Consider the following 26,151-nt stretch of genomic DNA (forward strand, 5'->3'; position numbering starts at 1 on the left):
TCGGAGCAAAGAAAAAAGCGCTCCATAAGTTAAAGCCGCCGGTTTGAATGAAGTGCGGCGACTACCCATACCGGTTCAGCGGGCGAAGCCTTAACAGAAGGAATGGGTCGTGTCCAATGTCAATGAAGGCGAGCTAGCAAGGGCAGTCGTACGAATGGACAGGCACCGAATGGGTGTTGACAAAGGTAGCGCCCACCTCTTCGAAGATTCTGTTCTCGCCCACAAAATACGTCTTTCCATCCACGACCACGGTGGCTTCCGGAACAAAGTACTCGCCGGGGTCACGTTGGTCGGTGAGCAAAACGGGCTTCTGGTCAGCACCGATTTTGTAGAGTGCCCAAAAGTAGCCGCCAAAATCACCACAGCCGGGACCCGCATCCACTGAAATGGACACGTATTTGAGATTTCCTTCGGATGCGAAGGCTCGATAGCCCACAAACCCACCCGAGTCTTCCTCGTCCCAGAATCCTTTCTTCTGAAACTCTTCGCTAAACTCTTTCTGGATGAGTTTGTAGCCACTCAGCTCCCTAAACGCTTTCCTAACTGCGGCTTCAGTTTCCTCAGTTGTATCGAGGTTGGTGAGCGACGTTGCGGGAGCTTTGGGGTCAAGGGTGGCGAGCAAACCGCCGGCACAACGTTTGTCGAGCTGTCCGACGACAACACGTGAGGTTCCGGCGAGCTCCCATATTCCGGTGGCAATCTCGTCTTCTGAGGGGGCAGGGCCAAACTCACCCGTCCAGGCTTGTACCTGGCCAAAATGCGGCTCAACGCCGGCGTAAACATGCAACGACTCAATTTTGGCGGTGCAAATCGTCTGGTCCGGTCCAATCACTCGAGCCTCGCGCCCGATAAAAGATTTGAGGTCCTTCTCGTCCTTCACCGCTGCCATTGCGACACCGTGCGGGCTCATGAGTTTAGGTGGGTGATGGACCACATCGTCCTCATCCATGCTGAGGACGACCAGATTCTCATCGATAACAATCGCTGCGGTTTCGGGCGAATAGTCAGGAATGGGGTTTTCTTCATCGAGCTTCTGGGAGCGAAGCATTTCTTCACGCGCAATTTTTAGTTGGCCATTTTCAAGCACGACCGATAGCTGTTTTGGACCTTTGTCCTTGTAGTCTCCGGATTCCCAAACCTGCTCGAACTGAATGCCGGCCGTGGTCTTCGCAATCATGAAGGCTGGCTCAAGGGCCTGAACTTTCATCTGCTTTTTGAACATTCTCTCTCGGTCCTTGAGCCAATCTTGACGTCCGAACGTCGTGACTTTGGGGCCGGCACGTTTGATGCCACTGAACTTAGTGGCGTAGTGTTTTGAGTAGTCCTCAAAATTGCCTTCGTTTTGAGAAGCAAGCCAAGTCTTCAAGAGAGCTTGGAGGTCAGCCTCTGAAATTGATTTCTCTGGCTCTGGCTCGGACTTTTCTGGAGCTTGTTCGGTTGGAACTGACTTTGGCGCTACAGGAGCTGGGCCCGCGGGCTCTTTCTCTTTGCATCCTGCGAGAGCCATGAGCGAGAGGGCCAGAGAAAGTACTACTAATCTGTACGGTTGTTGCATCGCAAAAATCCCGTTTCGAGCGTTGAAAAATCTAAAAGCCATCAAAATCGCGCATCACGATAAAAAGTCCGGTGGCCTCAGCTAGAACCTCGTCACCATTAAGAATTCTTCCTTCAACAAATATCTTGCGACCCTCGACACGAGTCACCTCGGCCTCAACATCGTAAGCTTGACCGAGTTTGACCTTTTGTTTGAAGCGTGTGGTGAGCTCTGCGGCGAGCACAGGGTGACCGGCCGCCCAACAAGCACTTCCGAGAGCTTCGTCTAGAACCGCTGCGATGCTGCCCCCGTGTGCGTGACCGGGTGGGCCTTGGGCCCCGGGGCCGAACCACGCGCGTCCTTTGAGCGTATCGTTGGGTCCGAGAAACCACCTGACATTCATGATGCCTTTGTCGTGGTGAGGTCCGGAGAGGAACGAGCGTTCGAAGGTGAGATGCGCGAGTCTATCATCTGCCCTCTGCAAGCCGGGGATATCGAGGTCCGCATCGTCTGGCCCCGGATGAGTGAAATCTACCATACTGCGTCCTGTGCTGGATCGTCTTGAGCAAGCTCTGCGGGCTTAGTCTCGTCATCCTCGGTGAGCTCGGCAGGTAGGTCGAGCATTTCTCTAGGCTCCAGTGCGTTCAAGAAATCGTGTCCGCTGAGGTCGGCTTTGACTTGTGCCACGACGCGAGCCCTGAGTGTTTCCCACTCTTGAGAGTCGATATGTCCCGAGCCGTCGAGGTCGTATTCGTGAATCCAGCCAGGGGTCTGCGTAATTTCGTCGAGCCTTTTGGCGACTTCGCTCGCGAGGATGGCATCCTTGTCGGATGAAATATGGGTCATGGCGGCCGCCTGAGGTGTGCGTTGCATTGCGCTTGGGTCGTTGGTGTTCATCAGCTGGCGCGCGTCTTCCAGCTTCATGTTGGGGGTAAGGTCCGCTGCGCTTTGATCGTGGAGCCCAAAGTCCGCCTCGATGTAGTGGTGGAAGGAGATATTTTCTCCGAACCAACTGCCGTACCACTCGCCGTCGATGGTTTTTTCCTCGCCATTTGAGCGGATGAAGGTCAGTGCAACTTTTCCGGGAACCGTTGGGCCGTATCGGCCCTTACGACGAGGTCTCTGCAGTCGAGTATGACTGACGTACCTGAGTCCTTTTGAGAGACAATAGGCCTTAAGGTCTGCCTGCAACCTATGGTTCTCAAAGCTGTAAATCAGGTAGAGCACCATGCCAAAAAGTACCAACGTTGCCCAAAACTCCATTTCACCTCCTCGTGGGGGATACCCTATTGGATCTTGGAGTTTTTGACCACTGAGAGCGCCAAGAAAGACAAAATGCGGCATTGTCCCAATGCCGCATTTTGCTCATCTCCCCCTGGAGATGTGTTTGCCGGTGTCCCTTCCGGCAAACGTATTTCTAAATTTGTACGACTCGAGTCCAGGAGTTCCCATCAAATTCCATCACGTCCTTTTCGCCGATGGACCACATGATGCCGTCTGCTGCGCTTAGCCATCCACACGACGCTGGGTGGTCGTTTCCAAAATCCACCGCCTCAAACACACCATCTTTGAGCATGTAAACGTCGTCCACAGTGGCAGCGTAAAGGTCGCCCTCAAACCACTCGAGCGCCCAGAGGTCGTCGGTGGCGGGGATGACGTTCGGAAGTACACTCCAAGAGGAGTGGCGACCCAAAACAAGTGTCCCTGCGTTTCCACCTACGTAGATTCCGTCGGGGGTGGCTCGCATACAATTCATATGGTTTGTGGTGGGGCTCGTGAGCTGTGTGAAGTTGGCCCCGTTCCATTTCCAAAGTTCACCTCCCGTACCGGAGGTGTAGATCTCCGAAGACGAGTAGCCGTCAATGCACTCGAACACATCACTAGACGTGGACGGCTGACAATCGGCGTCAATACAACGCCAATCGCTGACGGCTACTCGCTCGTAGACTTGCCGCTCTGTACCCACCGCCAGTGCTGTTCCCGCAACACTTCTGATGTATCTGAGCGGCCCTCTCTTAGTGGGGTCCTCGCCACTAGAGGATACCCCTGTTTCAGACGTCCAAGTTCCCGTTGGATCCGCCTCCACCTCACCCCATTTCCCTAAGGCCAAATATCTTGAGTTGGGCACACTGCACACGGTTCCGCTGACCGCAGGCCAAGTCACCGTGTGGGAATCCCAGTCCGAGCCGTCCCATCGCCAGAGAGTCGTTGTCACGTGGTCATCATTGGTGGAGACTAAGTAGCACTCATCGGAAGCTCGAACTGTTCCACCCAATAATGTATGACCTTTAAACGACATAACTATCCCTTAACTTTGATTCAACACGTTAGACCTGCCTCAATCTCTATGAATTCAGAGTAGGGCATGCCCGTGAACATTTCATCTAGTTGAGGGGAGGTTTCAGCGGTTCTCAGAGCTTTTCAGGGAGTGGGCTCAAATGCGCAGGAGTGTACGTGGCATGCGCTTGAGAATGAGGCTTGGACTCTAGGTGGGCACCACTTCTGCCGAAGCATTCGAGATCACCACTACGCCGTCCTGATTCTTGACTTCGAGTCCGTAGGTGATGATACCGGCTGACTCGGACTCCTTCCAGATCGAAGTCGTGAGCGTCCAGCCCGGAAGCACCGGCTTAGAGAAGCGCACGCGTAGCCGCTGGAGTTTTTGCGGATCGCCGTCACACGGGCCGTCGACGAGGGCTCGCGCAGCGAACGCCATGGTGCATAGGCCGTGGAGAATGACGGAAGGGTGCCCGGCGGATTTCGCGATTCCCTCGTCCACGTGGATGGGGTTCATGTCCAGCGAGGCTTTGGCGTAGCGAAGTGGTTGATCGGCAGCCACGGTCTGCGATTGCGAGAAGATAACCTCGTGTGCCACAGGCTCAGCTGGTGCCTTGGCCCCCGAGGACTTGCGCTCGGTGGCACGTACGAAGATGACGCTTTCCACCTCAGTCGTGAGTTTACCATCCACAAAGAGGCGCTGAGTGATGGTGACCAAATCGCCAGATTCTTTGGACTCGATCTTGGAGATCTCAGCTCTTGGTGTGGCTAAATCCCAAGGCTTGAGGTGCCGATGGAACTTCATGTCTTGCTCGCCGTGGACCAAACGAAGCAGGTCGGCGTTGAGTTCAGGGTCGCTGATGGCTTCGGTGAGCATCTTGAAGAGCGGGCGCACTGGGAATACGGGGGGCGCGATCATGTCGCCGTCCTCTTGCCCGAAATACTGAGGGTTTGTCTCATCGGTGGCTTTGGCATAGGCGACGATTTGGTCGCCGGTCACAAATTCAGCACTTCCTCTGTACTTCTTTCCAAGTGCATCTTTGTTCAAACCTGCAGGTACTTGAGCGGTCTTAACGCCCAATGATGAGGCGGCTTCCATGAGGTCGAAATACTTTGAGAATTTCATCAAAATTCCCATGTTATCTGTGGTGACTTTTCCACTCATGAAGGCTTGCTCAGGAGCCATCTTTCCACTTGCCATTTCAAGTAAGGTTTCCGCGGAGTTAAACGTGACCTTCCCGGTGGGTTGTCCCGCAGAGCCTTCCTGGATAGTCGCCTTTCCTCCCGACGCGACCAGCGAATAGGTTTCAGGGCCAACCTCGAAGAGGATGGTGGCTGCCCAGTCTCCGGCCTTATCGGCTTTGAACGTGCCAGGGAGGGCCTGGAATAGGGTTTTGACTTCTTCGGAGCCTTCGCCTGTTGCATCGGGCTTGGCCTGGCTTGGCTTCGCGGTGATTTCCTTGAATCGGGCGCCCACATCTCTTGGGGTCCACCGTTTTTCTCCGAGGTCTACGCCAGGGGTGAGCTCGGTCACGTATTCAAAGTAATGGGACCCGTGACAACCAAAGATTCGGCCGGTGACACCTGCGGCGTCGTCGCTAGCCAACCAGCAGACAAGCGGCGCGATATCCTCGGGCTCAAAGCTTTCAGGAACCATCGAGATATCTTTGGTCATCGCTGTTTTTGCCACCGGCGCGATAGCGTTGACGGTGATGCCAGCTTTTTGGGTTTCGAGCGCGACGACTCGCGTAAACCCGGCGATTCCCGCTTTGGCTGAGCCGTAATTTGCTTGTCCGAAATTTCCTTTCAGGCCGGCGAGCGAGCTTGTGTTGATGATTCGCCCACCGTTTGAACCCATGGCCAATACAGCAGCTTTGGTGACCAGGTACGTGCCTTTGAGGTGCACAGCGAGCACGATATCCCACTCTTCCTCGGAGAGTTTGACGAGGGTTCGGTCGCGCAAGATTCCCGCGTTATTGACCACGATATCGAGTTTGCCGAAGGTGTCGACCGCGTGCTGGACCATGGCGTTTGCAGCCGCGTGGTCAGCGACAGAGCCCGCAAACGCGCTCGCCTCTCCACCCGCTTCTTTGATTTCGGCCACCACTTTTTGAGCGGTGTCTTCACCGAGGTCGTTCACGACGACTTTGGCACCTTCTTTGGCGAAGATGTGCGCGTATGCACGACCGAGACCCGCGCCTGCGCCTGTGATGAGAGCGACTTTTCCGTTGAGAATTCCCATGTTCTACCTCCTGCGCTCTCAGCGCTCGATGATTGTTGCGACAGCCATTCCGAATCCGATGCAAAGCGTGGCGAGGCCATACTGAATGTCTCGGCGCTCCATTTCGTGGAGCAGCGTTGTGATCAGACGTGCGCCGGAGCATCCGAGTGGGTGCCCAAGTGCCATGGCGCCTCCATTGACGTTCGTGCGCTCAAGGAGTTTTTCAGGGTCGTCCGAAAGGTCTTGCGCCCATGAAAGAACCACTGGTGCGAATGCCTCGTTGACTTCGAAGAGGCCGATTTCGTCCATAGTGAGGCCGGCTTTCTCCAAGACCTTCTGGGTGGCTGGGATGGGGCCCGTGAGCATAATCGTCGGGTCCACGCCGGCGACAGCCATGGCACGGAACTTAGCTCGTGGTGTAAGGCCAAGCTCGTCGGCCTTTTTCTTTGAGCCGATAAGAACAGCCGCGGCGCCGTCCGAGATCTGCGATGAAGCGGCGGCGGTGACCACACCGTCGTCCCGGAATGCGGGCTTGAGTGACGCGAGCTTTTCAATCGTGGAGCCGCGTCGAGGGCCTTCGTCCGTATCAAATACCAGGGTCTCGCCCTCTGGGCCTTCGACCTCAAGCGGAATGATCTCCTTCTTGAAGTAGCCATTGTCTATGGCGTGGAGTGCACGCTGGTGGGATTCGAGCGCCATTCGGTCGAGCTGCTCGCGGGTCTGGCCCCACTTCTTGGCGATGAGCTCCGCCGAGTGTCCCTGCTGGATGATGTCGAATCGGTCGAGGATGTTCTCGCTCAAGGCGGCGCCGTCAGTCCCCATGGCGACGCGAGTCATGGACTCGACGCCAGCGCCGATGACAAGGTCGTGCATGCCGCTCATGACGCCCTGGGCGCCAAAGTTCACGGCCTGAAGGCTCGAGGCACACATGCGATTGACGGTTGTACCCGTGGTCGTGACCGGAAATCCCGCGGTGAGTGTGGCGAGTCGGCCAATATTGAAGCCCTGTTCGCCGATCTGAGTCACGCAACCCATGATGACGTCTTCGACGTGCACAGGGTCGAGCTGGTTGCGCTCGACGAGGCCTTTTAGCGTGTAGCCGGCAAGGTCGTCAGGACGGGTTTTTGAGAGCATTCCTTTGCGGCGACCAATCGCTGAGCGACCGGCGTCCAAGATATAGGCGTCTTGCATGATGAACTCCTCATGGGGTTAGTGTTCGCTAACTTGGGGTTCTATCCGATCGTGGGAGCAAGTGTCTATACCGCAAGATGGCAGATTATCGGGCAGCGCAAATGGGCGTTCATTTCTCTTTGAGCGTTGAAACACCCGTTGCAACGAATCAGCCGAAAAGTCGGTCCCAAAGACCTGTATTCTTGCCAAGTAACCACTCCGCCTTCTTCTTATAAGTATCCTTGTCGCGCGCGCCCACAATCGCGTCGGCGACCTTTCCGTCCTTGATCATGAGAACGGTCGGAAGTCCACGAATGTTGAACGCAGCGGCAAGTTCGGGGTGCTCTTCGGTGTTGATCTTGTAGAAGTCCACGGGTTCTTGGTCCAACTCTTGGGCCGCGGCCTCATAATGTGGCGCCATTGCGCGGCACGGTCCGCACCACGAAGCCCAAAAGTCGATAAGGGCTGGATTGGCGTCTGCCGCGAGCACGGCTTTAAGTTCGTCCAAGGTCTTGATTTCTTTCGTGTGACTCATGACATCCTCCTCTGAAAAAGGTCTGAATCGAAAGAGTTGCATCTGCATAACGCATACCAATCGACTCTGCTTGCAGGTTTGAGACTAGGTGACTAGGGTCCTGATTCTAGAGATTTGGAACCTGCGGAGGCGCGAAAATGTTGAAGAAATGGTTAATTTGTCTTGGGCTTGGCGGTGTACTGTTGGGTGGTCTAAGTGGATGCGCTGCGTCAAATAGCGCGATGGCCACCAGAGAGATACCTTCCTCAGCTCGTGTCTTTGTGGAGGTGCGCCAGGACACGATCATGGCCAGCGGAGTCAAGGACGACGTTGCAGGCAAGCTTAAGGAGAATTTGCTTGCCACTCGCCAGGGCGTCCCAGTCAACTCACGTGAAACGGCGGACCTGGTTATTGAGGTGGACGTTTTGGACGTCAATTTCACCCACGCGATCAAATGGGAGTGGAACGTGTACGACAGCTCGGGCGCAGTGGTCCTTGCAAAGGCAGATACCTCAGCTTTTGGAGCGAGTGGCGAAGCTATCGCAACTCAAGTCGTCTCTGCGCTGGGTGAAATCGATACGATGGCCTATTCAGGCGGCGCCACGCCAGCGGTTCGGGTGGCGGCAAAGCCCGCCCAGAGCTCTACGGGCGAGTTTCCGCAATCGAACACCGACGGGTCCAATTCATGGGCGGTGGTGATTGGGATCGAGAATTATCGTGAGTCACTGCCCGCTGCATCAGGCGCCGAGCGCGACGCTCGCGCGTTTGCGGACCTCGTCCAGAAAACGTTGAATGTGCCGGAAGCCAATATCAAGGTCTTGACCGGTGAGCGGGCCAGCAAGGCGGATATCAGCGCGGCTCTCTTTGAGTGGCTGCCTCGAAACGCTGTTCAGAAGGGTGGACGCGTCTACGTGTTCTTCTCGGGGCACGGAGCGCCAGATGTGGAGAATGGGACGTCGTTCCTCGTGCCCTATGATGGAAACCCTACCTATATCCGTTCGGGCGGAATCCAAGTGGCGGAGGTTCAGGGCGCGCTCTCGAACCTCAAAGGCCAAGATGCGTATCTCTTCTTGGACTCATGTTTCTCGGGTACCGGAGACCGTAGCGTGCTTCCCGAAGGGACGCGTCCGTTGGTGCCGGTCAAAGAGTTGGAAGGCGGCTCCGTCTTTACCTTCACGGCATCAGGCGCACGTGAGACCACGGGCGCTCATCCTGAGAGCGGACACGGGCTCTTTACCCACTATCTTTTGGACGGAATGAAGGGGCTTGCGGACTCCAATAAGGACGGGAACGTGAACGTCTCGGAGCTAAAAGGCTTTGTTGTGGACAATGTGAAGGTCGAGGCGCGTCGCCAGAACCGTGAGCAGACGCCTTCCCTCCTTGTGCCCGCCTCAAAGTCCGGGGCGGCCGTGGTTCAAGGGCTTCAACCTTAGAGGGCGCGACGTGCTGGGATGAGTAGGTTCGCCAGCAAGAGCCCTGCTACGATCGCCATTGCGATGAGGATCATTGAGAAGGCGGTTTCGACGCCTCCAATGACGTCCGCGGAGAGCATGGCAGTCATGCTCTTGAATCCAATACTTCCGGGGACCAGAAGCAGGATTCCTGGCACGAGTAGTACGCTTGCGGGTCGGTCGAGCGTTCTCGCCATGATATTGGAGAACGAAGCCACGACGAGCGCGCCGAAAAAGGCTCCGAGCTGGGCGCCGAAGAGCGATGCCCCGGCGCGTGCGCCGATGAACCCGAAGATACCAGCGACTAGGATCGGAAAGAGGTCGCGCGCACGAGCTTGAAAGAGGACTCCGAACGCGAGTGGGAGCGCTCCGAGGGCTATGATTTCTGCGGCGAGCGGAACATTGGTTGGCGTGACCGTAAAGTGAAACTCGCTTGAGAGAAGGGCCGCGAGTTTCTGACCCAAGGCCACTCCAAATCCGAGTTCGAGGAAGATGAGCGCCGCACTCATTAGGCGGGCCGTTCCGCTTACAAGGTTTCGTGTGGCGAGTTCTGTCATCGCGAGTGTGAGCGTGAGCCCGGGCACGAGCGCGATAAGGCCAGCGATGGTGATCACGTAGACGGTCATGCTCGGAAAGAGCGCGCCCAAGATACCTGCCAGGATCGCGGTCGCAAGTGCAGCGAGCGGCTCCATGACTCGGGAGGTTTCAGGCTTCTTGTAGAGCACGACAGCCATCATGCCGACCACCGTGCCGATCAGGGCAGCCGCACTGACGTCTAAGAGGTGCCCCCCGAAGAAAGCGGCCGTGCACATGCTGGAAATGGTATGGGCGGCGACAATGGTCTTTGGGCCAAATCGTTTTGGGTTCGAGACGATTTTGGCGATTTGTTCTGAGCCCTGGTCTGGGGTCAATTCGGCACGCAAGACCTTGCTCGCGATTGCGTCTAGTTCAGCGAGTTTGCCGAGTTCAGCTACACCGGGGTCAACCCGCATCATGGCCATTTGTTGATTACCTATGGGCCCAAATGCTGCGGTGATGGAGGTTGGCGTGGTCAAGAACTGGCCGTCGAGGCCCAACTGTTTGGAGACGCGCATAAGAGCGTCCTCGAGCTGGTGAGCAGGCGTTCCGTATGAATGAAGTGCACGTCCGAGTTCGAGCACAAATGCTTGTCCAGATTTTTCTTCCACAGAAGAAGGCCTCGCCTCGAAATACCTGATGTTTGATACTGAAGAGCCCATGACAGACACCCACGGGGGTGTTGAGATATCACCCCTTGAGCGGCGGGAATGTAGGGATGGGTGATCCCATAATCAAGAGCAGATTTGGTGCAATTATTTCATGCCCATTTTGGCTTTAAGCGCGGCGAGCTCATCGTCCGCTCCGGCCATGGCGTCTACCTTGGCAAACTTGGCTTCAAGGTCTTGATCTTTGGTGGTTTGGGAGAGTTCGGCGCCGGCTTGGACCTCGATCTCAAACTCATCGATTTTGCCTGCGTGCCTCTCGAACTCGTCAAACGCGTTTCCGCCACTCATGGACTGTGCAGTGGTGGCCATAGCTTGTTTGGCTTCGACCTGCTGAGCTCTCGCGACAAGCGAGTTCCGCTTGCGTTTGGCTTCTTCGATTTTGGTGTTGAGCTGTTTAAGAGAGACCTTCAGGTCCTCCACGAGGCCCTTTTGTTGCTCCGCACTTGATTGAAAAGCAGCTGCTTGTTCGTCGTAATGAGATTTGCGAGCAAGAGCCTCGCGAGCGAGGTCGTCTTCACCTGCGCGCACGGCGTTCATCGCCTTTTTCTCCCAATCTTCAGCTTGCTTCTTGGCGTCAGCGTATTGCTTCTCGAGACGCTTTTGATCAGCGAGAGTATCTCTGACCTGAATCTTGGCGGCGTTCAGCTGCTCCTGCATGTCGAGGAGCAACTGGTCCAAAATTTTCTTAGGATCCTCGGCCTTTGACGCAATGTCGTTGACGTTGGATTTGATGAGAGTTTTCATTCGGCCAAAAATACCCATTGGAACTCCTTGATTTCTCAGGTTCAACCTCAAGTCTACTTGGAGTATTCCCTCGTGCAAGGAAGAATGAGTCTCTCAATCGGCTACTTCTTGGTGTGCAGGTAGGCGATGATGGCGCGGGCTTCTTCCTGCGTGACGGGTGGTGTTGCCATTGGGGTCTTGTACTCTTCAAAGAGTTTCTTTGCCTCTGGGTCGGTTTTCACGAAGTTCAGAGGGTCAGTGATCATGGACTGCAACCACTCAGGCGAGCGTTTTGCTGTGACGCCTTTGAGAGGAGGTCCGACAACCTTATTGTCCCATTGGTGGCATGCGTTGCAGGTTTTTGCTGTGAAGAGTTTTTCTCCCTCGGCAATGACGGCTGGGTCGGTTGAAATAGTGAACGTCGCAGACGAAGCGCCCGCAGCCTTGTCGGCTTTTGCGGGTGCCTTTGCTTCGGACTTGCACCCCACGAAGGCGAGGAGGGCGGCGATTACGAATGATGCGATTAACGTGTTTCTCATGTTGTGCTCCTATGGAACGAGGACCTGACAGAGGGAAACTAACGGCAATTCGATGGGTGCTTTATGATCCAAGTCATCGGTTTTTCATTTTCTTGGCGAGTTTGGAGAGCTGAGTGTCCAAACACCTTCTTCGAATGTGAAAACGTGGCGCTCCATCTGACGGAAGACGAGCTGTGCTTCCTTGACGTGAGTCCATCTGTCAGCATGGCCGACTTCGATTTTGACCTGATGCTCGCCCTCACCGACGGGAATCTTTATCAACGCGAAGCTAGGGCCGTCTGAGGCGAGCCCATGTGGCTCGTAGGTGGCTTGGTGGACCACACTTGGCCCGACGCTCACACGAACGTTGACATCGGGTCTGGAGCGCTCACAGATTGTGTCGGACTTCATGTGCCGCATCATCTTGGCTTTTTCCTCTTCGGTTGCCGGCCTGCAGAGTTCTTCGACCTTGGGTCGGTACTTCAACGAAAGCACGAGTTCCGGACTCGGGTCTGCCTCGAATAGGCTCGCCATGTTTGAAGGGGCCCAGACGAGCGCAGAGAGTGTCGCCGCGACTAAAACGCCCTTAACCCAGTGCTTGGGTTGCACTTTGAAGCCCGATGGCTTTGCGAGGGAGTCTGTTCGATAGGCGTCAATATCGGCCAGCATGGAGACGAGGTCTCCGCGCGGATGAAGTATGAACCTGACTCGGCTCGTGTCCACCTTTTCAAGCCTCATCTGAGGTGAGCGTTTGGCGTCGAGCCTGTCTTGTGTGAACTCGACTCCTTCCCTGAAAGGTGGGTCGCTGCAGCCGCACCCGACCACGAGAACTCCCTTCGCGCCGCGTCTGAGTGCTCTTTCAACGGTGATGGGGTTGACCCAACCCGAGCAAGGTACTTGAACGCATCTGAAGCCGGGGAGTTCGGTTGAGACTCCGTTTTCGTCGATTGAAAAGTCGCCGGCAGCCGAGTTTGCGCAAAGGAACGCGATGAGAGGCTCCTCGCCATCGTTTTGGACCTGGTCAACCCATTGGTCCACGACCTTTCTCTTGTCTTGGACGGGGAGGCTTGGGATGCCGATTCCGGCCGAGTTGCAGGAGCCGGAGCAAATGGTGCAGCCTACGCAGAGGTTTGGGTCAACCTTTGCTTCGAGCTCCCATGGGCGTCCGTCCGTGCGAGGAACCATGGTGATAGCGCCGTAGGGGCAGTCGTTGGCGCAATTTGTACAGCCGTTGCAGCGGTTGAGGTCGACTTGAGCTTTTTCGGGCTCCTTACGGCTGAGCGTCCACGGAATCGTGAAGAGCAGCAAACCGAGCACAAAGGCTGCGGTCCAGATCACGCCGGTGCCGAGGCGGTCAGCGACGGCCAGCGGGAAGAGGTACCACCAATCCATAGTCTCGAAAGCAGGCTTGATGCTCATGTCGGCTTGTTCGGAACTCAATGCAGGAAAGGCGATGGAGACCGCTAAGAGTGAGGCACCAAGCCACGCACCCATGGGTTTGGACGTGAGGAATTTTGCGCGTGCGACACGGCTGATATGCATCCAAATCGCCACCCCGATGACCAGTGGGATGAGCATGTGGAAGAAGAATACCGTCACAAAGAGTCCACTTGAGACTGCTTCGTTGACGACGAAGGTGCGGGAGAGTGGGTCGGTGAAGATTGGGATAGGCTCAACAAGCCGAGCGCTGATCGTGGCGAGGCTTTGAGCGCGAGAATCCCAGACGAGCCAGTAGCCGAGCCATCCTACAAACCAGAGGGTCCCGAGGCTAAACACGCCGGTGACCCACGCCACCCAGCGCGGGCCTGAGAAGCGAGACGCAAACAAGAGTTTTGCCGCATGGAAGAGCACCAGGAGCATGGTTGCGTCAGATGAATAGCGGTGCACCGAGCGTGTGAGCTGCCCGAGCGCGCTCATGTTTTCGAGCGATGCCCAGGCTTCGTGCACGCTTGGGCTGTACCAAAATAGCAGCAGTACGCCGGAGATCGCGGCGATGATAAAGGAGACGTTAGCAAGCGCGCCGGTCTGGGCGAACGGGTTCATCGAAGGCGGCAAATGCGCCTCCATGAGCCTGTCGAGCGCGACGAACGGCGCTTGCAAGAGATCGAAGAGGCGCGGCCAGCGCGACTGGTTCGAGAGTTTTTGTGGATTTGACATGCTCACACCTCCGCGAGCAACACCTTGAGGGCAGTCTTGAGCCAGTTCTGGTGCCGTTCACCAAGGCTCAAGCGGTAAGCAATCGTTTGGTTACGATCGACGAGAATAAACATGTTGGCGTGTTCGATGACGCCGGTTTCGGGGTTGGTCCAACGTGCAAAGTTGAGGTTGTCCAAGAGTGCGTTGACGGTGTCTTTGTCCCCGTTGACGAGGTTCACCCTTGGGGCGAAGAGTTGGTGGGCATCCGCATTCTTCTTCAACTTCTCGGGCGTGTCGTTTTCTGGGTCGAGGGTGATCGCCACGACCGTGACTTTTTCCAGGTCCTCGTCGCTCAGGGTGTTGAGCGTTTTTCGCAATGTGGTCAGGATCATGGGGCACGTATCAGTACATGTGGCGTAGATTGCCGTGATGATGACCACACGGTCCTTTAGGTCTTCGGAACGGATTCGCTCCCCCTCTTGGTTGAAGAGGTCGAATTCGGGAAGAGGCATGGCGGTCCGAAGTCTTTCGGCCGGAAACGGGCGTTCCTGATCTGGGACTTCGGTAGGGCCTAAGAGGTAGAGGCCAACGCTAAGGCCTACAACGGTGACCAGCGAATATGCGGTGATCTTGAGGATGCTCGAGCGAGCGTCTCTCCAAGCGAGGTTGAGCGGGCGCCACCAGATACCGGCGACGATTCCAACCAGCATGAGCGGGTTTAGAATCATGACGGCGACATAGGCCCAGTTCATGGTTCCTGCGTTCGGATCGTAGCTAAAACACCAGGTTTTGAAATCCTCCACAAAGGCACCGAAAGGGGTCTCGGTGACGGGAATGACCAAGATGGCGCTCATGAAGAGGGTGGCAAAGACGAGGATGCCGATCATGAACGCGGCAAACACGTGTCCTGAAAAGAGGCGCTCGAACGCATGAACTGGGCGAATAGTCATGGTTTACCTCACCCACCAGAGGTCGGCCAGAGCCTTCCAGTTTGCGAAGTAGTAGACCACGAACGAGATGAGCAGAATCATCACGAGCACCATGGTTCCAGGTGCACGGCCCGCGCTCGCCTCGGCTTCGGCAGCTTCGGCTTCGGCCTGGGATGCCACGATTGGGGGAGTTCCCCAATCGAAGATCGCGCGTCCTTTGTTGGATTCACCGAAGAATACCGCCCAGACCGTGAGCAGGATGTAGATGAGCAGGCCTGTGAAGGCCAGCACGCCTCCAACGCCCATGATGCCGAGCATCAGGTGGGCTGTAGAGCCGTAGATGCCAGCGGCGTCGATATCCCAAGTTCGTCTTGCGACACCGTTGGTGCCCGCGAACGACATACCCAAACTCACCATCACGATACCGATGGCAAAGATATAGGGCTGGAGCCGGGCCAGCCACTTCATCGGGTAGTCGCGCTGGAAGAATAGCGGGACCACGTAGTAGGTCACGGCCATGAACGAGAGCGTGGTTCCGCCTACTACCGTGGCGTGGAAGTGCCCGGGAATGCGCATGGTGTTGTGGGCGAGGATGTTGATCTGTTGTGTTCCCAACGTTACGCCGGTGATGCCGCCGATGAACCCAAAGATCACCAGGGAGAGGAAGAAGCCGGAGAAAGCTGGGTTCTTCCAGGGTGCGTTCCAGAGCCAGCCGAAGAGGCCGCGTCCGTAGCCTCGGATGCGCATGCCGATTTCCATACCCGCAGGGACTGTAAATCCGTGGATGAGCGACGCGAGCACAGCGAGGTACATAGCGTAGGACGTGTTCCAGATCTTCCAGCCTGCACCGACACCTGGGTCCACCAAAAGGTGGTGAGCCGAGGCGAGGTTGATGAAGAGGATGTAGAGGAGGAATGCGGCTCTGGAGACGAATTCGTTGATGGGTTTTGCGCCGGTGGTCAGATAGGAAATCAGGTACCAAATGGAGACCATGGCGGCCACGTTGACCTGCTGTGATTGGTGTCCAAGTCCCCACCAAATCAAGCGATACCACATTGGGTCGGGTTCGGGTGTGAGGCCGAGTGAGAACGTGAACGTAGGCACGAGAGCGATGGCACCGTGCAGGAGCGCGAGAACGGCGATGATGGCGGCCGTCATGGCTCCGAAGGTAACCAAAGGCATGGAGCCTTCGTAGTTTTTGTCTCGTTTGGCCACGTAGAGCGTGCCGAAGAAGTTTCCAACGCCAACCAGCGTTCCGACCGCAACGAGGATGATTCCAAGGTAGAATAGAGGGTGTGCAAGCAGTGGTAGATACGACGTCATCATGACGTCTGCTTTGCCCATGAAGATGGTGTAGTCCGTCATCACGGACCCAACGACCATTAAACCGAAAGACACCCACGCGAGTTTTCGAGAGAAAAGCTTTGTATTGAGAAGGGTTGTGCAGGCAAAGTAGAGGACGGCGACTTCGAAGAAGAGAATCCAAAAGATGAGCATATTGATCCCGTGCAGGGTCAAGATGCGGTAGAACCACGCGGTGTCCAAGAGGTGCACGGCGGGCCATCGGGTGAGGACCAGGAGTAGGGCAGCGATTGCACCTACGAGAAGATACACAACGGCCATGACGGCGTTGAGCTTGATGAAGGCCTGCGCGTCGAGACACACGGGGAGTCCCGTCGTGTCGCATCGTCGCATTCCTGGCTTGAGGTCAGACATAGGAACTCCTTTATTCGACGAAGATTTTGCCGATCATGGCGTGGTGGCCGATGCCGCAAAATTCGTTGCAAACGATTGTGAATTCGCCAGTGTGGGTCGGCGTGATGGTCAAAACGTGGTCGTAGCCCGGCATGACTTGGAAGTTCATGTTGATGGGCTGCAACGAGAAGCCGTGCTGCAAATCTGCGGACGAGATGTGCAGGCGGTACGTCTCACCCTTGCGAAGCTTGAGTACGGGGTACCAGCTCCACATTCTGGCGAGCAGGTATGCGTCGCCACCGGGAGGGGGCTCGGCAACAGGAATACCATTGTGTTCCGAGACTTTGTTGGTCTGGGCGAACTTCTCTGCGCGTTCGGTGAACTCAGCAGGTGTGACGCTATAGGATTCGCCTGTGCTGTTTTGCTTACCCTTGAAGTGCCAGAAGGGCATCATGGCGAACATGATGAGGCACCAGACAAGGGCAAGCCCGATCCAGAGGCGCTCGTGCCCGTGCGGCATCTGAAACCAATCGGGGGCTGGACTATGAATGGACATGAGAACTCCTTTAGGGAAGGGTCGCTTTGGTGATGGTGAGAAGCTCGAGCCAACCCCACGCGGTGTAGCTGATGAACGGAATCAGAAGCCCGAGCGCGAGCAAGAGCCATGGGTTGTCTAAGAGCTTCTGAAGGGGATGTGTTTTGTTTTCGGCATCTTGGCTCATGGTGTGGCCTCCTTGGTGTAAGTCATTCCAACGATTGATTTGAGCTTGAGCGCGATAAGCGGCGTGCTTTCGCGAAGAAAGATGAAGATAAAGGCGAGCCCGCCGGCCACGGCGACCAGCCCGCCGAGCCCCATGATGCTGAGACCTAGCCAGTCCCAGACGCCACGAACGGCTTGTTCCGCACCGTAGACCTTGCGGCCCATGCCGTGTGCCCCTGCCATTGCAAATCCAATCGCAAACACGAGCTGGCCGACCCCGAAGAGTACCGGTTGGAGGGCGAAGAGCCTGGAGTAGCGGTCTTTTGAGGTACGATGTGTTTCGTAATTGGTGTGTGTTGCGGTACGAGACGTATCGTACTTTATTACGTCTGTATGGAAGAGCGGTGTGGCCTTGAGACCAAAGCGCTGTGGCGCAATGAGCACCAATGCTACAGTCATGAACGAGACGGTGACGGCTCCAATCGCGGCATGGTAGTGCGCGGGGATCATCGTGTTCGAGCCCCGAATCATGGCGCCCAGAATGAAGCCCGTGACGGTGAGCGATGCGGACGTTGCAAAGCCCACCAGTCGAGGGTCGCGCCATGACCAAACGTGGCTTGTCTTCTTGAGTTCCCAGAGGATGAAGCCGAGCATGGTGAGCACTGCCGGGAAGATCCCCCAGCGCATCAATTGGGTGGCGCCATTGTAGTAGAGAGCCGAGCTTGTCCCAGCCAGGGTGAATGCGGGCATCGCGAGGTGTGGGGTGACCAAGAGCCCGAAGAGGAACGCTGCTTTTCCACGCGAGAGAACAGGGCGCTTGAGAATGGTTCCAATCAGGATGAGCCAAACCGAGAGCATCGCGGTCTCGCTGGCTAACTGCAAGACGTGTCCACCGCCCCAGGCGATGAGTTCATAGTAGGCGGCATTCTCGAGCTCGCGCGGCGTACTCAACCAGGCCCCGTAGAAGGTCAAGGCGGCCGCAAATGTGGCGATAGCACAAGCCCTGAGCCCGATCCGGGCGTCTGGGAAAACTGGGAAGTAGCCTGCCGTTTCGTCGTCAATCAGACGCGGCGAGAGCATCGCCGCGAGCACGCCGATGCCGAAAAGAACGAGTCCTGTGATGAAGAGGGGGTGGTCAACAACTGGGACGTAGTTCGCGAGCACTGGCTCGGCGTGTTTGATTCCAGCCGAGAGCACCATCAGGACGATACCTATAATGGCAGGCGTCGTGCCTCGCCACGCCCCGTACCAGGCACCTGCTTTGGTTGCCACCAGTTGCATGAGCGCCGCGATGAAGGCGTAAAACCACACGATGAGCGCCAGATCCACGTGCACGACGAGTGCTCGGCGAAAGAAGTCGGGGTCATTGATGATGTTCGCAAAGATCGGGACTCTCGCGACGACCAATGCCATCGAGAAGCAGCCCGCGAGCATAAGAGAGCCAATGGAGATGCCCATCCATCGAGCGGTGTTCATCTGGTCGGTGTTCGGATCGGACATCGTAACTCCTTTTGAAGTCGGCTTACGATGTGGATACTACGGAAGATTTTGAGCTGGTTTGTGATCTGGATCAGGAAAGGCGACTAGTTTTTCACGCTTATTCCACGACCTTCTTGAGCTCTTCGAGCGTGTCGGGGTGGGCGCCGCTGGCCGACCAAATCTCGCAATGGTTCGCGTCGAGGACGATAGTCCAGGGAAATGCTCTGGGCGCTACTCGCTCTAAGATTCGAGAGTCTGTGTCCCAGATGACCTTAGGGTCTAACGCGTATTTCTTCAGAAAACTTTGAGCGCGATGGGTGTCTTTCTCCGAGTTTATGGCGACCACGGCGACGCGGTCCGAAGCGAGCTCTTGCGCATGCTTAAGAGAGACGACGCAAGGCGCACACCACGTGGCCCAGAACTCGAGGATGACCTTTTTGCCCTGGAGCTCTTCGTAGCCTTGGTGAACCGAGAGCTCATCGGACCAATCTCGATCTGCGGGACATTCGGCCGCGGCATTCGAGCTGATAATGAGGGAAATTAGTGTGACGAGCAGATAGCGCATGGAGCCTCCTTCAGAGTCCAAACTAAGGACGTCTGAGCCGGACGAGCTGATCTAGATCACCCTGGGCGCCCATCGGGCCGAGGAGTCAGCAACATATGCGCGTGTTGAGTCAGGTATAGGAGGAAGGCAGCCGACCAAAGTCCGGCCGAGACTACGATGGATGTCATCACGGCCGAGCCGCCGACAATCGGTCCTCCGACACGCGTTAGAACCGCACCGACCATGAGCACGAAGGCTAGGGTGGTGAGTTTGTCCGTGGTGAGGTCTCTGCCCGTGTGGCCGCGGGTGACGCGGGCCATCATACCGAGGCAAAGGATGCCGATGACTCCTGTGGTTAAGCCGTGAATGGCCACGCTTGGAGCCAGCACCCCCCACGAACTTACGGCGAGCAAGGTAAAACCAAGGATAAGCCAGAGATTTCCGAAATGTAGGATCCAGAGCAGAGGCACCTTGAGGGTCTTGAGGCTTCCCCACTTCCAAGAGCGGACGACAAGCGCCAGTGCTAGTGCGAGCGCGACCCACGGAACCAGGACTTGGATCCCCGAAGTGGAGATAGCCGCGAAGAGTACCGCGAGCCCCACACAGAGTTTATCGACCTTGGGATTCGACTGGATGCTCATGTCGTCGAGCGCGTTACGTGTAAATAGTGGGACAATTCTTCCTGTGATTAGAATCACAATGACCAAAATCATATGCAAAGCTAAATACAAAGATTTCATGCCCATTCCGCTCGTTATGCCGTAAACGTCTAAATGCGTGAGCAGATTTGACGCCCACATAACCATTAGTATTATTGGGAATACGTAGTTGCGTTTGTTCTTCGTCTTGAAGATTGGCCTCGCAATAGTACCTGCAAAGATTGGCAAAAACGCGAGGTCAATCGCGCTCACAATAGGATAAAAAGCCTCGGGCAGAAAACCGCAGAGAAGGATTCCAATTCTGCCGGCCAGCCAGACCGAAAACACCCCCAAAAGGAGCCAGCCCTCTGCCGTAGATTCGCGTGTCCAATTGCTCACAGCCGTCAGCAGAAAGCCTGCGATCACGGCTACCGTAAAACCGTGGAGCATTTCGTGGGCGTGCCAGACAATGGGGCCGAACGGACCTGTGGCGCCGCCCTTGAGATACACCCATGCCCAGAGAGGCATATAGAGCACGGCAAAGAGCGCGGCCCCCAGGAAAAACGGGCGAAAGCCTTTGCCGAGTAACGCAAAAGGAACCTCCGCGGCGGGAGGATCGATGAGTGAAATAGATTTTGGTGTCGTCATAGGAAGTTCCTCTGCACACTGATGCCGCCGGAAACGCCGGTTCGCGGGAGGTTCTCTCCTAGAAACATATCCGTGCCAGCCGAGAAATTGATGTCCCAGAAGGGAAAGGCGAGCGATTGGCGCCAGTGCGCACCGAAGGTTAGACGGCGCATTCCCGAGCCGTCAATGATCTTGCCTGCGGTAGTGATTTCGGAATGCATGGATCCACGGACAAAGAGCCCGGCAGACCAGAAGATGCTGCCTTCGTAGGCCCAGCCGAGGACTCCTCGAAGCTCCGAACCGGGCTTGACCGCAAAGGACTCGCGACCCAATTCTACGTCATGTGAAAACTTGTAGAGCCAGTCTGCGTTGAGCCTCAGGGCATGAGATGGCACCACAAACTTGATGACGCGCACTCCGGCTCCGAGTGAGTGCGAGCCGGTGCTCGTGATATCGGCGCCGAACGGGTCTTCGCTCGTTTTAGTCGCGTTGCCGGTTGCGATTGACCCCATCAGGACGAATTCCAGGAACGGAGTTGGGTCGTGCGAAAGGCCCAACATCGGGTCTTCTAGGGCTAGCCATCCAGTGCTAAACGCAACATCTCCAAGGGCCCATTGGGTGCTGCCGAGTGCTTGAGCTGACCTGTGCTGCAGGTGATACGGGACGAGCAAGCCCACTCGAACGGACTCTACCGGCCGTATTCCGCCCGAGACTGTGAAGATGATGTCTTCGCTCTGGGTCTCTTCGAAAGTTTCTCTATCTCCTTGTGCGTTGAACGAGGCGACACCGTGGTCAAAGGTCATGCCGGCCTGGAGCATCGCCTTGTGGCAACGGCCTACCACACCTGCTTCACCGGCAGACGTGGCGCTGCAACACGCCTGAGCCCATAGGTCTGTGCTCCAGAGGGCAACCAGAATGGCTGCCAACAAAGTGATTTTCATGATGACCTCCTTCAGCCGTGCAAGAGCGCGGCAATGGTCATAAGGGGAAGATACGCAAGTCCCGAGAAGAAGAGTCGTTTTGCCCATAGCTCGGGGATTTTGACTTTTGTGAAGGCGAACCCTAGCGGAAGAGCAGCCCCTGCGAGGCCAAGGATGAAGCTTGCGCCTTGTTCTACGACAAGGCCCGCGGAGAGGGCGAAGAGGACAACGGAGAGGATCCGCGCCCAGCGTACGGCGTTTTGAAGCTGGTGGTCTCGGCAACCAATGGCAAACCCGGCGTCCAAGTATTGTTTCGCCCGGCGGATGCTGATGGCCAAGAAGTGCGGGAGCTGCCAGACGAAAAGGGCTCCGAAGAGTAGCCACGCGGTGGCTTCCCAAGCAACGTGCGCTGCGGCCCAACCGATAAGTGGTGGAATGGCTCCAGACACCGCACCCACAGGTATGGCAACCCACGAAACTCTCTTAAGCGGGGTGTAGATTCCAACGTAGATGACGCATGCTAGCACGCCGAGCAGGGCCGCCCCGAGGCCCCCGTAAACAGCGAGCACCAGGCTTCCCGCGATCAGCAAAAAGGTGGCAATTCCAGAGGCGAAGTTTCGGCTAAATATGCCGTCGGCCACCGGGCGACTCGAGGTGCGAGGCATTCTCGCGTCAACGTCGGCTTCGAGCTCTTGGTTCGCCGCACCGCAGCCTGCCACGAGGAGCGCCACGCCCAGTCCGACTGAAACCACAAGGTCAGGACGGCCCGCAACGGCAGTGCCAACTCCGGCCATCATGGCGTTCGTGACCACGATTCCGGGTTTGGTCAATTTGAGGAGCGATCCCACCTGGGCCGTGATCTGCGCGTCGTTACTGGTCAAAGAAAGCATGGTGCCTCCGTTCTAAGCCACGTCTCCAAGCTACTCCCCGGTGATTTTGAGGATATGACTTGGATCATAAACTGCGACGATCACCGCGATATGTTGGGCGAGTCTTTTGTGTGGCGGTAAGATGCAGAAGCCCGATGGTGTGCATTTAACAGATTTTGAGTGGGAGCTGGTTCGGCCTTTGATTCAAGAAATCGAAGAGCTCAAGGCCGAGAAAGATGCGCTGATCCTTGCGCATAACTATCAGCGCTCCGAGCTCTACCACAGCGTCGCGGACGTTCGCGGCGATTCCTTAGCATTAGCCGTTGCTGCAACGACGCACGCCAAACGTGGTCCGATTGTGGTCTGTGGCGTTCACTTCATGGCCGAGACCGCCAAGATTATGAACCCAGATCGTGTGGTTCTGAGTCCCGATCCAAGCGCGGGATGCTCCCTGGCGGATTCGATCAGCGCCGACGATATGAGGCATCTTCGCCAATCAAATCCAAACATTCCGATTGTGGTTTACGTTAATACCAGTGCGGAAGTGAAGGCATTGGCTGATGCGTGCTGCACCTCTTCGAATGCGGCCCGTGTGGTGAATTCGTTCGAGGAGGACACCGTGATTGTGGCTCCCGACCAGCACCTGGCTGATTGGGTGCGCTCTCAAACGACGAAGACGATTCTGACCTGGGACGGGTCGTGTGAAGTACACCGGCTCTTCACCACCTCCGATGTGGCAGAGCTTCGCCAGATGCATCCCGACACGCATGTGCTGGTGCATCCCGAATGCGAAGTTAGCGTCCAGGAGTCCGCGGATTTTGTGGGGTCCACGTCCCAGCTCGCCGACTATATCGAGCGGAATCGTCCTCAAAAGGTGTCGCTGCTCACGGAGTGCACCATGAGTGATAACTTACGCTCGGGCTATCCACAGACTTCGTTTGTGCAACCGTGCTCGCTTTGTCCGCACATGAGAAAGATTACCCTGGAAAGTGTCCGTGATTCGTTGAAGCACGGCTTCGGTGAAGTTCATGTGGACCCCGATGTGTCGCGCCGCGCCAGACGTTCACTGGAATACATGGTGCGCGTCGGATGAAGTACGACGTCATTGTTGTGGGTGCTGGTGTTGCAGGGTTGAGCACCGCACTCTCTCTAGCTGGGCGGCGGGTTCTCTTGGTCGCTGGGCGCGAATCCGCGAGCCGAATGGCACTTGGAGGCGTCGCGTTTCCTCTGAACACGGATGATATCGATTCGCATATCTCGGACACCTTGAAAGCAGGTGCCGGACTCTGCGTGGAATCTAGTGTTAGAGGCATCATCAACGACGCCCTAGACACCCTGGAGTGGCTGGAGAGCACAGGTTTTAGATTTGATAAGGGTTTGAATCACGAAGGAGGGCACGAAGTTGCCAGAGTCCGACGCTGCGGCGGAGACCGAAGTGGTGCAACGCTAACTACGCATCTGGACAACCGTCTCGGTGGACGTGTTGAGCGCGTGGATGCGCGCCTTACGGGCCTGTTTTTAGACGAATTTGGTGGACGAATCCGCGGAGTGGAGCTTCAGCGCGAGGGAAAGACTCAGCGCGTGGACGCAGAGACGGTCGTCCTGGCAACTGGTGGAATTGGGGGCCGTTTTGAAGCCTCGTCAAATCCGCTCAACGCCACGGGCGCGGGACTTGAGCTAGCACTTGCCGCTGGTGCAATGGTTCGAGACCTCGAAATGATTCAGTTTCATCCCACGGGCTTGGACGTCCTGACGCGACCTACACCCATCATCTCGGAGGCTTTGCGTGGTGCGGGTGCGCGGCTCGTGGACTCTAGCGGTCAGCCGTTTATGCAAGAACTTGGCGGCGATCTCGCGCCTCGGGATATTGTGGCTCGCGGCGTAGAAAGGGCACTTCAGACCGGCGGCGCATTTTTAGATTTGACGCCCATCAAGGACCTTCAGAGGGAGTTTCCAAGTGCTGCCCTGGCGCTCCGGACCTGGGGGTTGAGTCTTGATCGCGTCCCGATTCGGCCACTCGTTCATTACCACATGGGAGGACTCTTAGTTGACGAGGAAGGTCGCACATCCATCGACGGCTTGTTTGCCTGCGGGGAGGTTGCAAGCACAGGCCTGCATGGTGCGAATCGTCTGGCGAGCAACTCGCTCTTGGAAGGTCTTGTGTGTGGCCGAAGGGTAGGGCGCGCAATAGGGGCAGAAGAGTCTCACTCAACGCGTTCCGGATTCAAGGTGGAGAACGTCAGAGCAAGGTTTTCGCCAAGAACTCTCTCCCTTGCAATGGGTGTGTCCAGAAGTCAGGAGATGCTTGAAATGGCGTTGGAAGAACTGGAGCGAAGTGCACCCCAAGATCTGCTCGCCAGAGCGATTCTCCTATCCGCCTATCATCGGCGCGAATCGTGTGGCGCGCACCATAGGGCGGATTTTCCTGACCGAGTCGGACTTGGACATACCTTGATGGTCATGGACGGAGACGAGCTAAGCATCGCCTAGAAGTCGTCTTCACCTTCGGCGATTTCTGAGAGGCGGGCAGGGTCGGTGATCAAAAAGCCGTTTGGCAATGTTTGGACCGGACCTTCCTTATTCCACCGGCTCATCATGCGGATCGCGGTCTCGATGCGCACATTGACAAGGTCGGCGATATCCCGTCTCGAGAGAGGCACATCTACGAAGATCGCCATGTTTCCGTTCTCGTCTTTTCTGCGTTGGCCCAATTTTTCCGCAAATTTTTCGAAGACCATCGCTAGGCGTTGTTCGGCAGACGAGGTGGTAAGCTCCTCGAGACGCCTCACCAAATGGTAATTCCGCTCCATCATCGCCTGGATGAAACACTCCATGAGTTGGGTGTTTCGTTGGATGGTGCCGAAGAAATGGTCGCGATAGATTTCTAGACAAAGCGAGTCATCGAGGGCCACCGCACTCGCGGGGTAGGGGATGCGCCGAAACACAGCGATATGGCCTACGGCATCACCTTCGTCGAAGACCCCGAGAATCGTCTCTCCGCCATCTGGGCGGTACTTCACGATCTTGATCTTGCCTTCCACCAAAAAGACAAAATTATGAGCTGGCGAGCCCTCCCGCCAGAGCTCGTCACCGCGCTCAAACCGTTTGACCACAAAGTAGTCGACCAACGGTTTCAACACGTCCTTCGAGACATTCTCAAAGATCGGCATCGACTGTAGCGCGTCCAATTTATCCATATCGTCTCCCGGAGGAGCACATTCGACGCTGATATTCATGGCGCACCTACGGAGCGCAGAATGAACTCCCTTTCGTCGGCACTATGGCGTTTGAAAGCAGCCCTGAAGTCGTCGATGAGCCATTGAAATTTCTTGAAGTGCTCCTCGTTATGCGTGTAGGTTTGGATGAATTGGGTGATTTCGTCAACGCGGGACTTGAGATCGCCGTGCTGCTTTTGCAACGCTCGTAAATTGCGGTCGTTCTTGCCCGTCAGGTGAGGAAACATCTCGTTCTCCTCCTCGTCGATATGTTCGAAGAGTTCTTGCTTAAACGCGTTCCAGTAAGGCTTCAGCTCCTCGATCATGAAGTCCGGCGTCTGGCATCCTTGCAGACCGTCGATATGGGCCTCGACCTCATCGAGCAGGCGCACGAGGCTGCTGTGACCGTGTACGAAGTGCTCTTTTTCTTCTGCTGGCAATGACATGATTTCCTCATCGGGTTGAAATTGCGTCCAAGGTTGAGAGTAAGCGCAGATATTGCGGAGGGTATGATCTAGGTCATTCGCTATCCGTGGGAATCATTGCCCAAGAAAAACGAAAGTCACGGCGCAGCACCGTGACTCTCATTTTGCGCCCCCCGGCGAGTGAGTCCAGACGTGGGCGGCGTCCGGAGCTCGGGTAGGAGGTGACTGCACTTAAAGTGAAGGAGCGAGTGAGTGCAGACACCGTCAACTGAATGGAAAGGTATCAGGAAAAATTGAAAAGAAAGTGATGTGGATCATACGC

At 56.3% G+C, this 26,151-nt stretch carries 25 protein-coding genes; 3 read left to right on the forward strand and 22 right to left on the reverse strand.

Features of this window, described 5'->3' with window-relative positions; translation table 11 throughout:
* Positions 1–133: 133 nt before the first annotated feature.
* The 7 genes from FRD01_RS23225 to trxA form a co-directional block, all read right to left on the reverse strand.
* Positions 134–1,597 carry a hypothetical protein gene (locus FRD01_RS23225; protein ID WP_146963475.1) on the reverse strand — a complete coding sequence of 488 codons (1,464 nt, stop codon included), beginning with the start codon at positions 1,595–1,597 and terminating at the stop codon, positions 134–136.
* On the reverse strand, positions 1,587–2,072 hold the full coding sequence (locus FRD01_RS23230) for a PaaI family thioesterase (protein WP_146963477.1): 486 nt from the start codon (positions 2,070–2,072) through the stop codon (positions 1,587–1,589). The genes FRD01_RS23225 and FRD01_RS23230 overlap by 11 nt, the downstream gene beginning before the upstream one ends.
* Positions 2,066–2,797, reverse strand: coding sequence for a hypothetical protein (locus tag FRD01_RS23235; RefSeq protein ID WP_146963479.1), 732 nt, complete (start codon positions 2,795–2,797; stop codon positions 2,066–2,068). Before FRD01_RS23235 ends, FRD01_RS23230 begins: the two co-directional genes overlap by 7 nt.
* A gap of 154 nt (positions 2,798–2,951) precedes the next feature.
* Positions 2,952–3,749, reverse strand: coding sequence for a hypothetical protein (locus FRD01_RS23240; protein WP_249755853.1), 798 nt, complete (start codon positions 3,747–3,749; stop codon positions 2,952–2,954).
* 270 nt (positions 3,750–4,019) lie between these two features.
* Entirely contained in the window at positions 4,020–6,053 is a 2,034-nt protein-coding gene (locus FRD01_RS23245; RefSeq protein ID WP_146963480.1) for an SDR family NAD(P)-dependent oxidoreductase, read from the reverse strand.
* A gap of 18 nt (positions 6,054–6,071) precedes the next feature.
* Positions 6,072–7,223: a thiolase family protein gene (locus FRD01_RS23250; protein ID WP_146963482.1), complete on the reverse strand. Its 1,152-nt coding sequence runs from the start codon at positions 7,221–7,223 to the stop codon at positions 6,072–6,074.
* 148 nt (positions 7,224–7,371) lie between these two features.
* Positions 7,372–7,737, reverse strand: coding sequence for a thioredoxin (gene trxA, locus FRD01_RS23255; RefSeq protein ID WP_146963484.1), 366 nt, complete (start codon positions 7,735–7,737; stop codon positions 7,372–7,374).
* A 137-nt stretch (positions 7,738–7,874) separates the two neighbouring features.
* Here trxA and FRD01_RS23260 point away from each other — a divergent pair, with 137 nt between their 5' ends.
* The gene (locus FRD01_RS23260) at positions 7,875–9,149 is read left to right on the forward strand and encodes a caspase family protein (RefSeq protein ID WP_146963486.1); all 1,275 of its coding nucleotides are present in this window, start codon (positions 7,875–7,877) and stop codon (positions 9,147–9,149) included.
* Here the strand turns inward: FRD01_RS23260 and FRD01_RS23265 are convergent.
* The 13 genes from FRD01_RS23265 to FRD01_RS23320 all read right to left on the reverse strand — a co-directional run bounded on the left by FRD01_RS23265 (position 9,146) and on the right by FRD01_RS23320 (position 22,210).
* Positions 9,146–10,405: a threonine/serine exporter family protein gene (locus FRD01_RS23265; protein ID WP_146963487.1), complete on the reverse strand. Its 1,260-nt coding sequence runs from the start codon at positions 10,403–10,405 to the stop codon at positions 9,146–9,148. The genes FRD01_RS23260 and FRD01_RS23265 overlap by 4 nt on opposite strands.
* A 93-nt stretch (positions 10,406–10,498) precedes the next feature.
* Positions 10,499–11,173 carry a PspA/IM30 family protein gene (locus FRD01_RS23270; protein WP_146963489.1) on the reverse strand — a complete coding sequence of 225 codons (675 nt, stop codon included), beginning with the start codon at positions 11,171–11,173 and terminating at the stop codon, positions 10,499–10,501.
* A gap of 83 nt (positions 11,174–11,256) precedes the next feature.
* Positions 11,257–11,673, reverse strand: a complete 417-nt coding sequence (locus FRD01_RS23275) for a c-type cytochrome (RefSeq protein ID WP_146963491.1) — start codon at positions 11,671–11,673, stop codon at positions 11,257–11,259.
* 84 nt (positions 11,674–11,757) lie between these two features.
* Entirely contained in the window at positions 11,758–13,809 is a 2,052-nt protein-coding gene (locus FRD01_RS23280) for a hydrogenase iron-sulfur subunit (protein WP_146963492.1), read from the reverse strand.
* A gap of 2 nt (positions 13,810–13,811) precedes the next feature.
* Positions 13,812–14,738, reverse strand: coding sequence for an SCO family protein (locus FRD01_RS23285; protein WP_146963494.1), 927 nt, complete (start codon positions 14,736–14,738; stop codon positions 13,812–13,814).
* 3 nt (positions 14,739–14,741) lie between these two features.
* Positions 14,742–16,433 carry a cbb3-type cytochrome c oxidase subunit I gene (locus FRD01_RS23290; protein ID WP_249755854.1) on the reverse strand — a complete coding sequence of 564 codons (1,692 nt, stop codon included), beginning with the start codon at positions 16,431–16,433 and terminating at the stop codon, positions 14,742–14,744.
* Positions 16,434–16,443: 10 nt separating this feature from the next.
* A complete protein-coding gene (locus FRD01_RS23295) occupies positions 16,444–16,968 on the reverse strand; it encodes a cupredoxin domain-containing protein (protein WP_146963496.1) in 525 nt (174 codons plus the stop codon).
* Positions 16,969–16,978: 10 nt separating this feature from the next.
* A complete protein-coding gene (locus FRD01_RS24550; protein ID WP_249755855.1) occupies positions 16,979–17,134 on the reverse strand; it encodes a hypothetical protein in 156 nt (51 codons plus the stop codon).
* Positions 17,131–18,612, reverse strand: a complete 1,482-nt coding sequence (locus FRD01_RS23300; protein ID WP_146963498.1) for a hypothetical protein — start codon at positions 18,610–18,612, stop codon at positions 17,131–17,133. Before FRD01_RS23300 ends, FRD01_RS24550 begins: the two co-directional genes overlap by 4 nt.
* Before the next feature lie 97 nt (positions 18,613–18,709).
* Positions 18,710–19,156, reverse strand: a complete 447-nt coding sequence (locus FRD01_RS23305; protein WP_146963500.1) for a TlpA family protein disulfide reductase — start codon at positions 19,154–19,156, stop codon at positions 18,710–18,712.
* Between the two features lie 56 nt (positions 19,157–19,212).
* Complete coding sequence (locus FRD01_RS23310; RefSeq protein ID WP_146963502.1) at positions 19,213–20,421, reverse strand: NnrS family protein; 1,209 nt, start codon at positions 20,419–20,421, stop codon at positions 19,213–19,215.
* A complete protein-coding gene (locus FRD01_RS23315; protein WP_146963504.1) occupies positions 20,418–21,341 on the reverse strand; it encodes a hypothetical protein in 924 nt (307 codons plus the stop codon). The genes FRD01_RS23310 and FRD01_RS23315 overlap by 4 nt, the downstream gene beginning before the upstream one ends.
* Before the next feature lie 11 nt (positions 21,342–21,352).
* The gene (locus FRD01_RS23320; RefSeq protein WP_146963506.1) at positions 21,353–22,210 is read right to left on the reverse strand and encodes a protoheme IX farnesyltransferase; all 858 of its coding nucleotides are present in this window, start codon (positions 22,208–22,210) and stop codon (positions 21,353–21,355) included.
* Positions 22,211–22,331: 121 nt separating this feature from the next.
* Between FRD01_RS23320 and nadA the strand changes: the two genes are divergently transcribed.
* Together nadA and FRD01_RS23330 are read left to right on the forward strand one after the other, a co-directional pair.
* On the forward strand, positions 22,332–23,282 hold the full coding sequence (nadA, locus tag FRD01_RS23325; RefSeq protein WP_146963508.1) for a quinolinate synthase NadA: 951 nt from the start codon (positions 22,332–22,334) through the stop codon (positions 23,280–23,282).
* A complete protein-coding gene (locus FRD01_RS23330; RefSeq protein ID WP_146963510.1) occupies positions 23,279–24,679 on the forward strand; it encodes an L-aspartate oxidase in 1,401 nt (466 codons plus the stop codon). Before nadA ends, FRD01_RS23330 begins: the two co-directional genes overlap by 4 nt.
* On the opposite strand, the gene FRD01_RS23335 is transcribed toward FRD01_RS23330, so the two are convergent.
* Positions 24,676–25,425 (reverse strand): Crp/Fnr family transcriptional regulator, encoded by a 750-nt coding sequence (locus tag FRD01_RS23335; RefSeq protein ID WP_146963512.1) that lies wholly within the window; start codon positions 25,423–25,425, stop codon positions 24,676–24,678. The genes FRD01_RS23330 and FRD01_RS23335 overlap by 4 nt on opposite strands.
* The gene (locus FRD01_RS23340) at positions 25,422–25,850 is read right to left on the reverse strand and encodes a hemerythrin domain-containing protein (protein ID WP_146963514.1); all 429 of its coding nucleotides are present in this window, start codon (positions 25,848–25,850) and stop codon (positions 25,422–25,424) included. Before FRD01_RS23340 ends, FRD01_RS23335 begins: the two co-directional genes overlap by 4 nt.
* Between the last annotated feature and the right edge of the window lie 301 nt (positions 25,851–26,151).

This window comes from Microvenator marinus, from assembly GCF_007993755.1.
GTDB lineage: Bacteria > Myxococcota_A > Bradymonadia > Bradymonadales > Bradymonadaceae > Allomicrovenator > Allomicrovenator marinus.

Bases quoted from the DNA above. Each gene is read 5' to 3' on its own strand.
- FRD01_RS23225 (WP_146963475.1), bottom strand. From the start codon at position 1,597: ATGGCTTTTAGATTTTTCAACGCTCGAAACGGGATTTTTGCGATGCAA.
- FRD01_RS23230 (WP_146963477.1), bottom strand. From the start codon at position 2,072: ATGGTAGATTTCACTCATCCGGGGCCAGACGATGCGGACCTCGATATC.
- FRD01_RS23235 (WP_146963479.1), bottom strand. From the start codon at position 2,797: ATGGAGTTTTGGGCAACGTTGGTACTTTTTGGCATGGTGCTCTACCTG.
- FRD01_RS23245 (WP_146963480.1), bottom strand. From the start codon at position 6,053: ATGGGAATTCTCAACGGAAAAGTCGCTCTCATCACAGGCGCAGGCGCG.
- FRD01_RS23250 (WP_146963482.1), bottom strand. From the start codon at position 7,223: ATGCAAGACGCCTATATCTTGGACGCCGGTCGCTCAGCGATTGGTCGC.
- trxA (WP_146963484.1), bottom strand. From the start codon at position 7,737: ATGAGTCACACGAAAGAAATCAAGACCTTGGACGAACTTAAAGCCGTG.
- FRD01_RS23260 (WP_146963486.1), top strand. From the start codon at position 7,875: ATGTTGAAGAAATGGTTAATTTGTCTTGGGCTTGGCGGTGTACTGTTG.
- FRD01_RS23265 (WP_146963487.1), bottom strand. From the start codon at position 10,405: ATGGGCTCTTCAGTATCAAACATCAGGTATTTCGAGGCGAGGCCTTCT.
- FRD01_RS23270 (WP_146963489.1), bottom strand. From the start codon at position 11,173: ATGGGTATTTTTGGCCGAATGAAAACTCTCATCAAATCCAACGTCAAC.
- FRD01_RS23275 (WP_146963491.1), bottom strand. From the start codon at position 11,673: ATGAGAAACACGTTAATCGCATCATTCGTAATCGCCGCCCTCCTCGCC.
- FRD01_RS23280 (WP_146963492.1), bottom strand. From the start codon at position 13,809: ATGTCAAATCCACAAAAACTCTCGAACCAGTCGCGCTGGCCGCGCCTC.
- FRD01_RS23285 (WP_146963494.1), bottom strand. From the start codon at position 14,738: ATGACTATTCGCCCAGTTCATGCGTTCGAGCGCCTCTTTTCAGGACAC.
- FRD01_RS23290 (WP_249755854.1), bottom strand. From the start codon at position 16,433: ATGTCTGACCTCAAGCCAGGAATGCGACGATGCGACACGACGGGACTC.
- FRD01_RS23295 (WP_146963496.1), bottom strand. From the start codon at position 16,968: ATGTCCATTCATAGTCCAGCCCCCGATTGGTTTCAGATGCCGCACGGG.
- FRD01_RS24550 (WP_249755855.1), bottom strand. From the start codon at position 17,134: ATGAGCCAAGATGCCGAAAACAAAACACATCCCCTTCAGAAGCTCTTA.
- FRD01_RS23300 (WP_146963498.1), bottom strand. From the start codon at position 18,612: ATGTCCGATCCGAACACCGACCAGATGAACACCGCTCGATGGATGGGC.
- FRD01_RS23305 (WP_146963500.1), bottom strand. From the start codon at position 19,156: ATGCGCTATCTGCTCGTCACACTAATTTCCCTCATTATCAGCTCGAAT.
- FRD01_RS23310 (WP_146963502.1), bottom strand. From the start codon at position 20,421: ATGACGACACCAAAATCTATTTCACTCATCGATCCTCCCGCCGCGGAG.
- FRD01_RS23315 (WP_146963504.1), bottom strand. From the start codon at position 21,341: ATGAAAATCACTTTGTTGGCAGCCATTCTGGTTGCCCTCTGGAGCACA.
- FRD01_RS23320 (WP_146963506.1), bottom strand. From the start codon at position 22,210: ATGCTTTCTTTGACCAGTAACGACGCGCAGATCACGGCCCAGGTGGGA.
- nadA (WP_146963508.1), top strand. From the start codon at position 22,332: ATGCAGAAGCCCGATGGTGTGCATTTAACAGATTTTGAGTGGGAGCTG.
- FRD01_RS23330 (WP_146963510.1), top strand. From the start codon at position 23,279: ATGAAGTACGACGTCATTGTTGTGGGTGCTGGTGTTGCAGGGTTGAGC.
- FRD01_RS23335 (WP_146963512.1), bottom strand. From the start codon at position 25,425: ATGAATATCAGCGTCGAATGTGCTCCTCCGGGAGACGATATGGATAAA.
- FRD01_RS23340 (WP_146963514.1), bottom strand. From the start codon at position 25,850: ATGTCATTGCCAGCAGAAGAAAAAGAGCACTTCGTACACGGTCACAGC.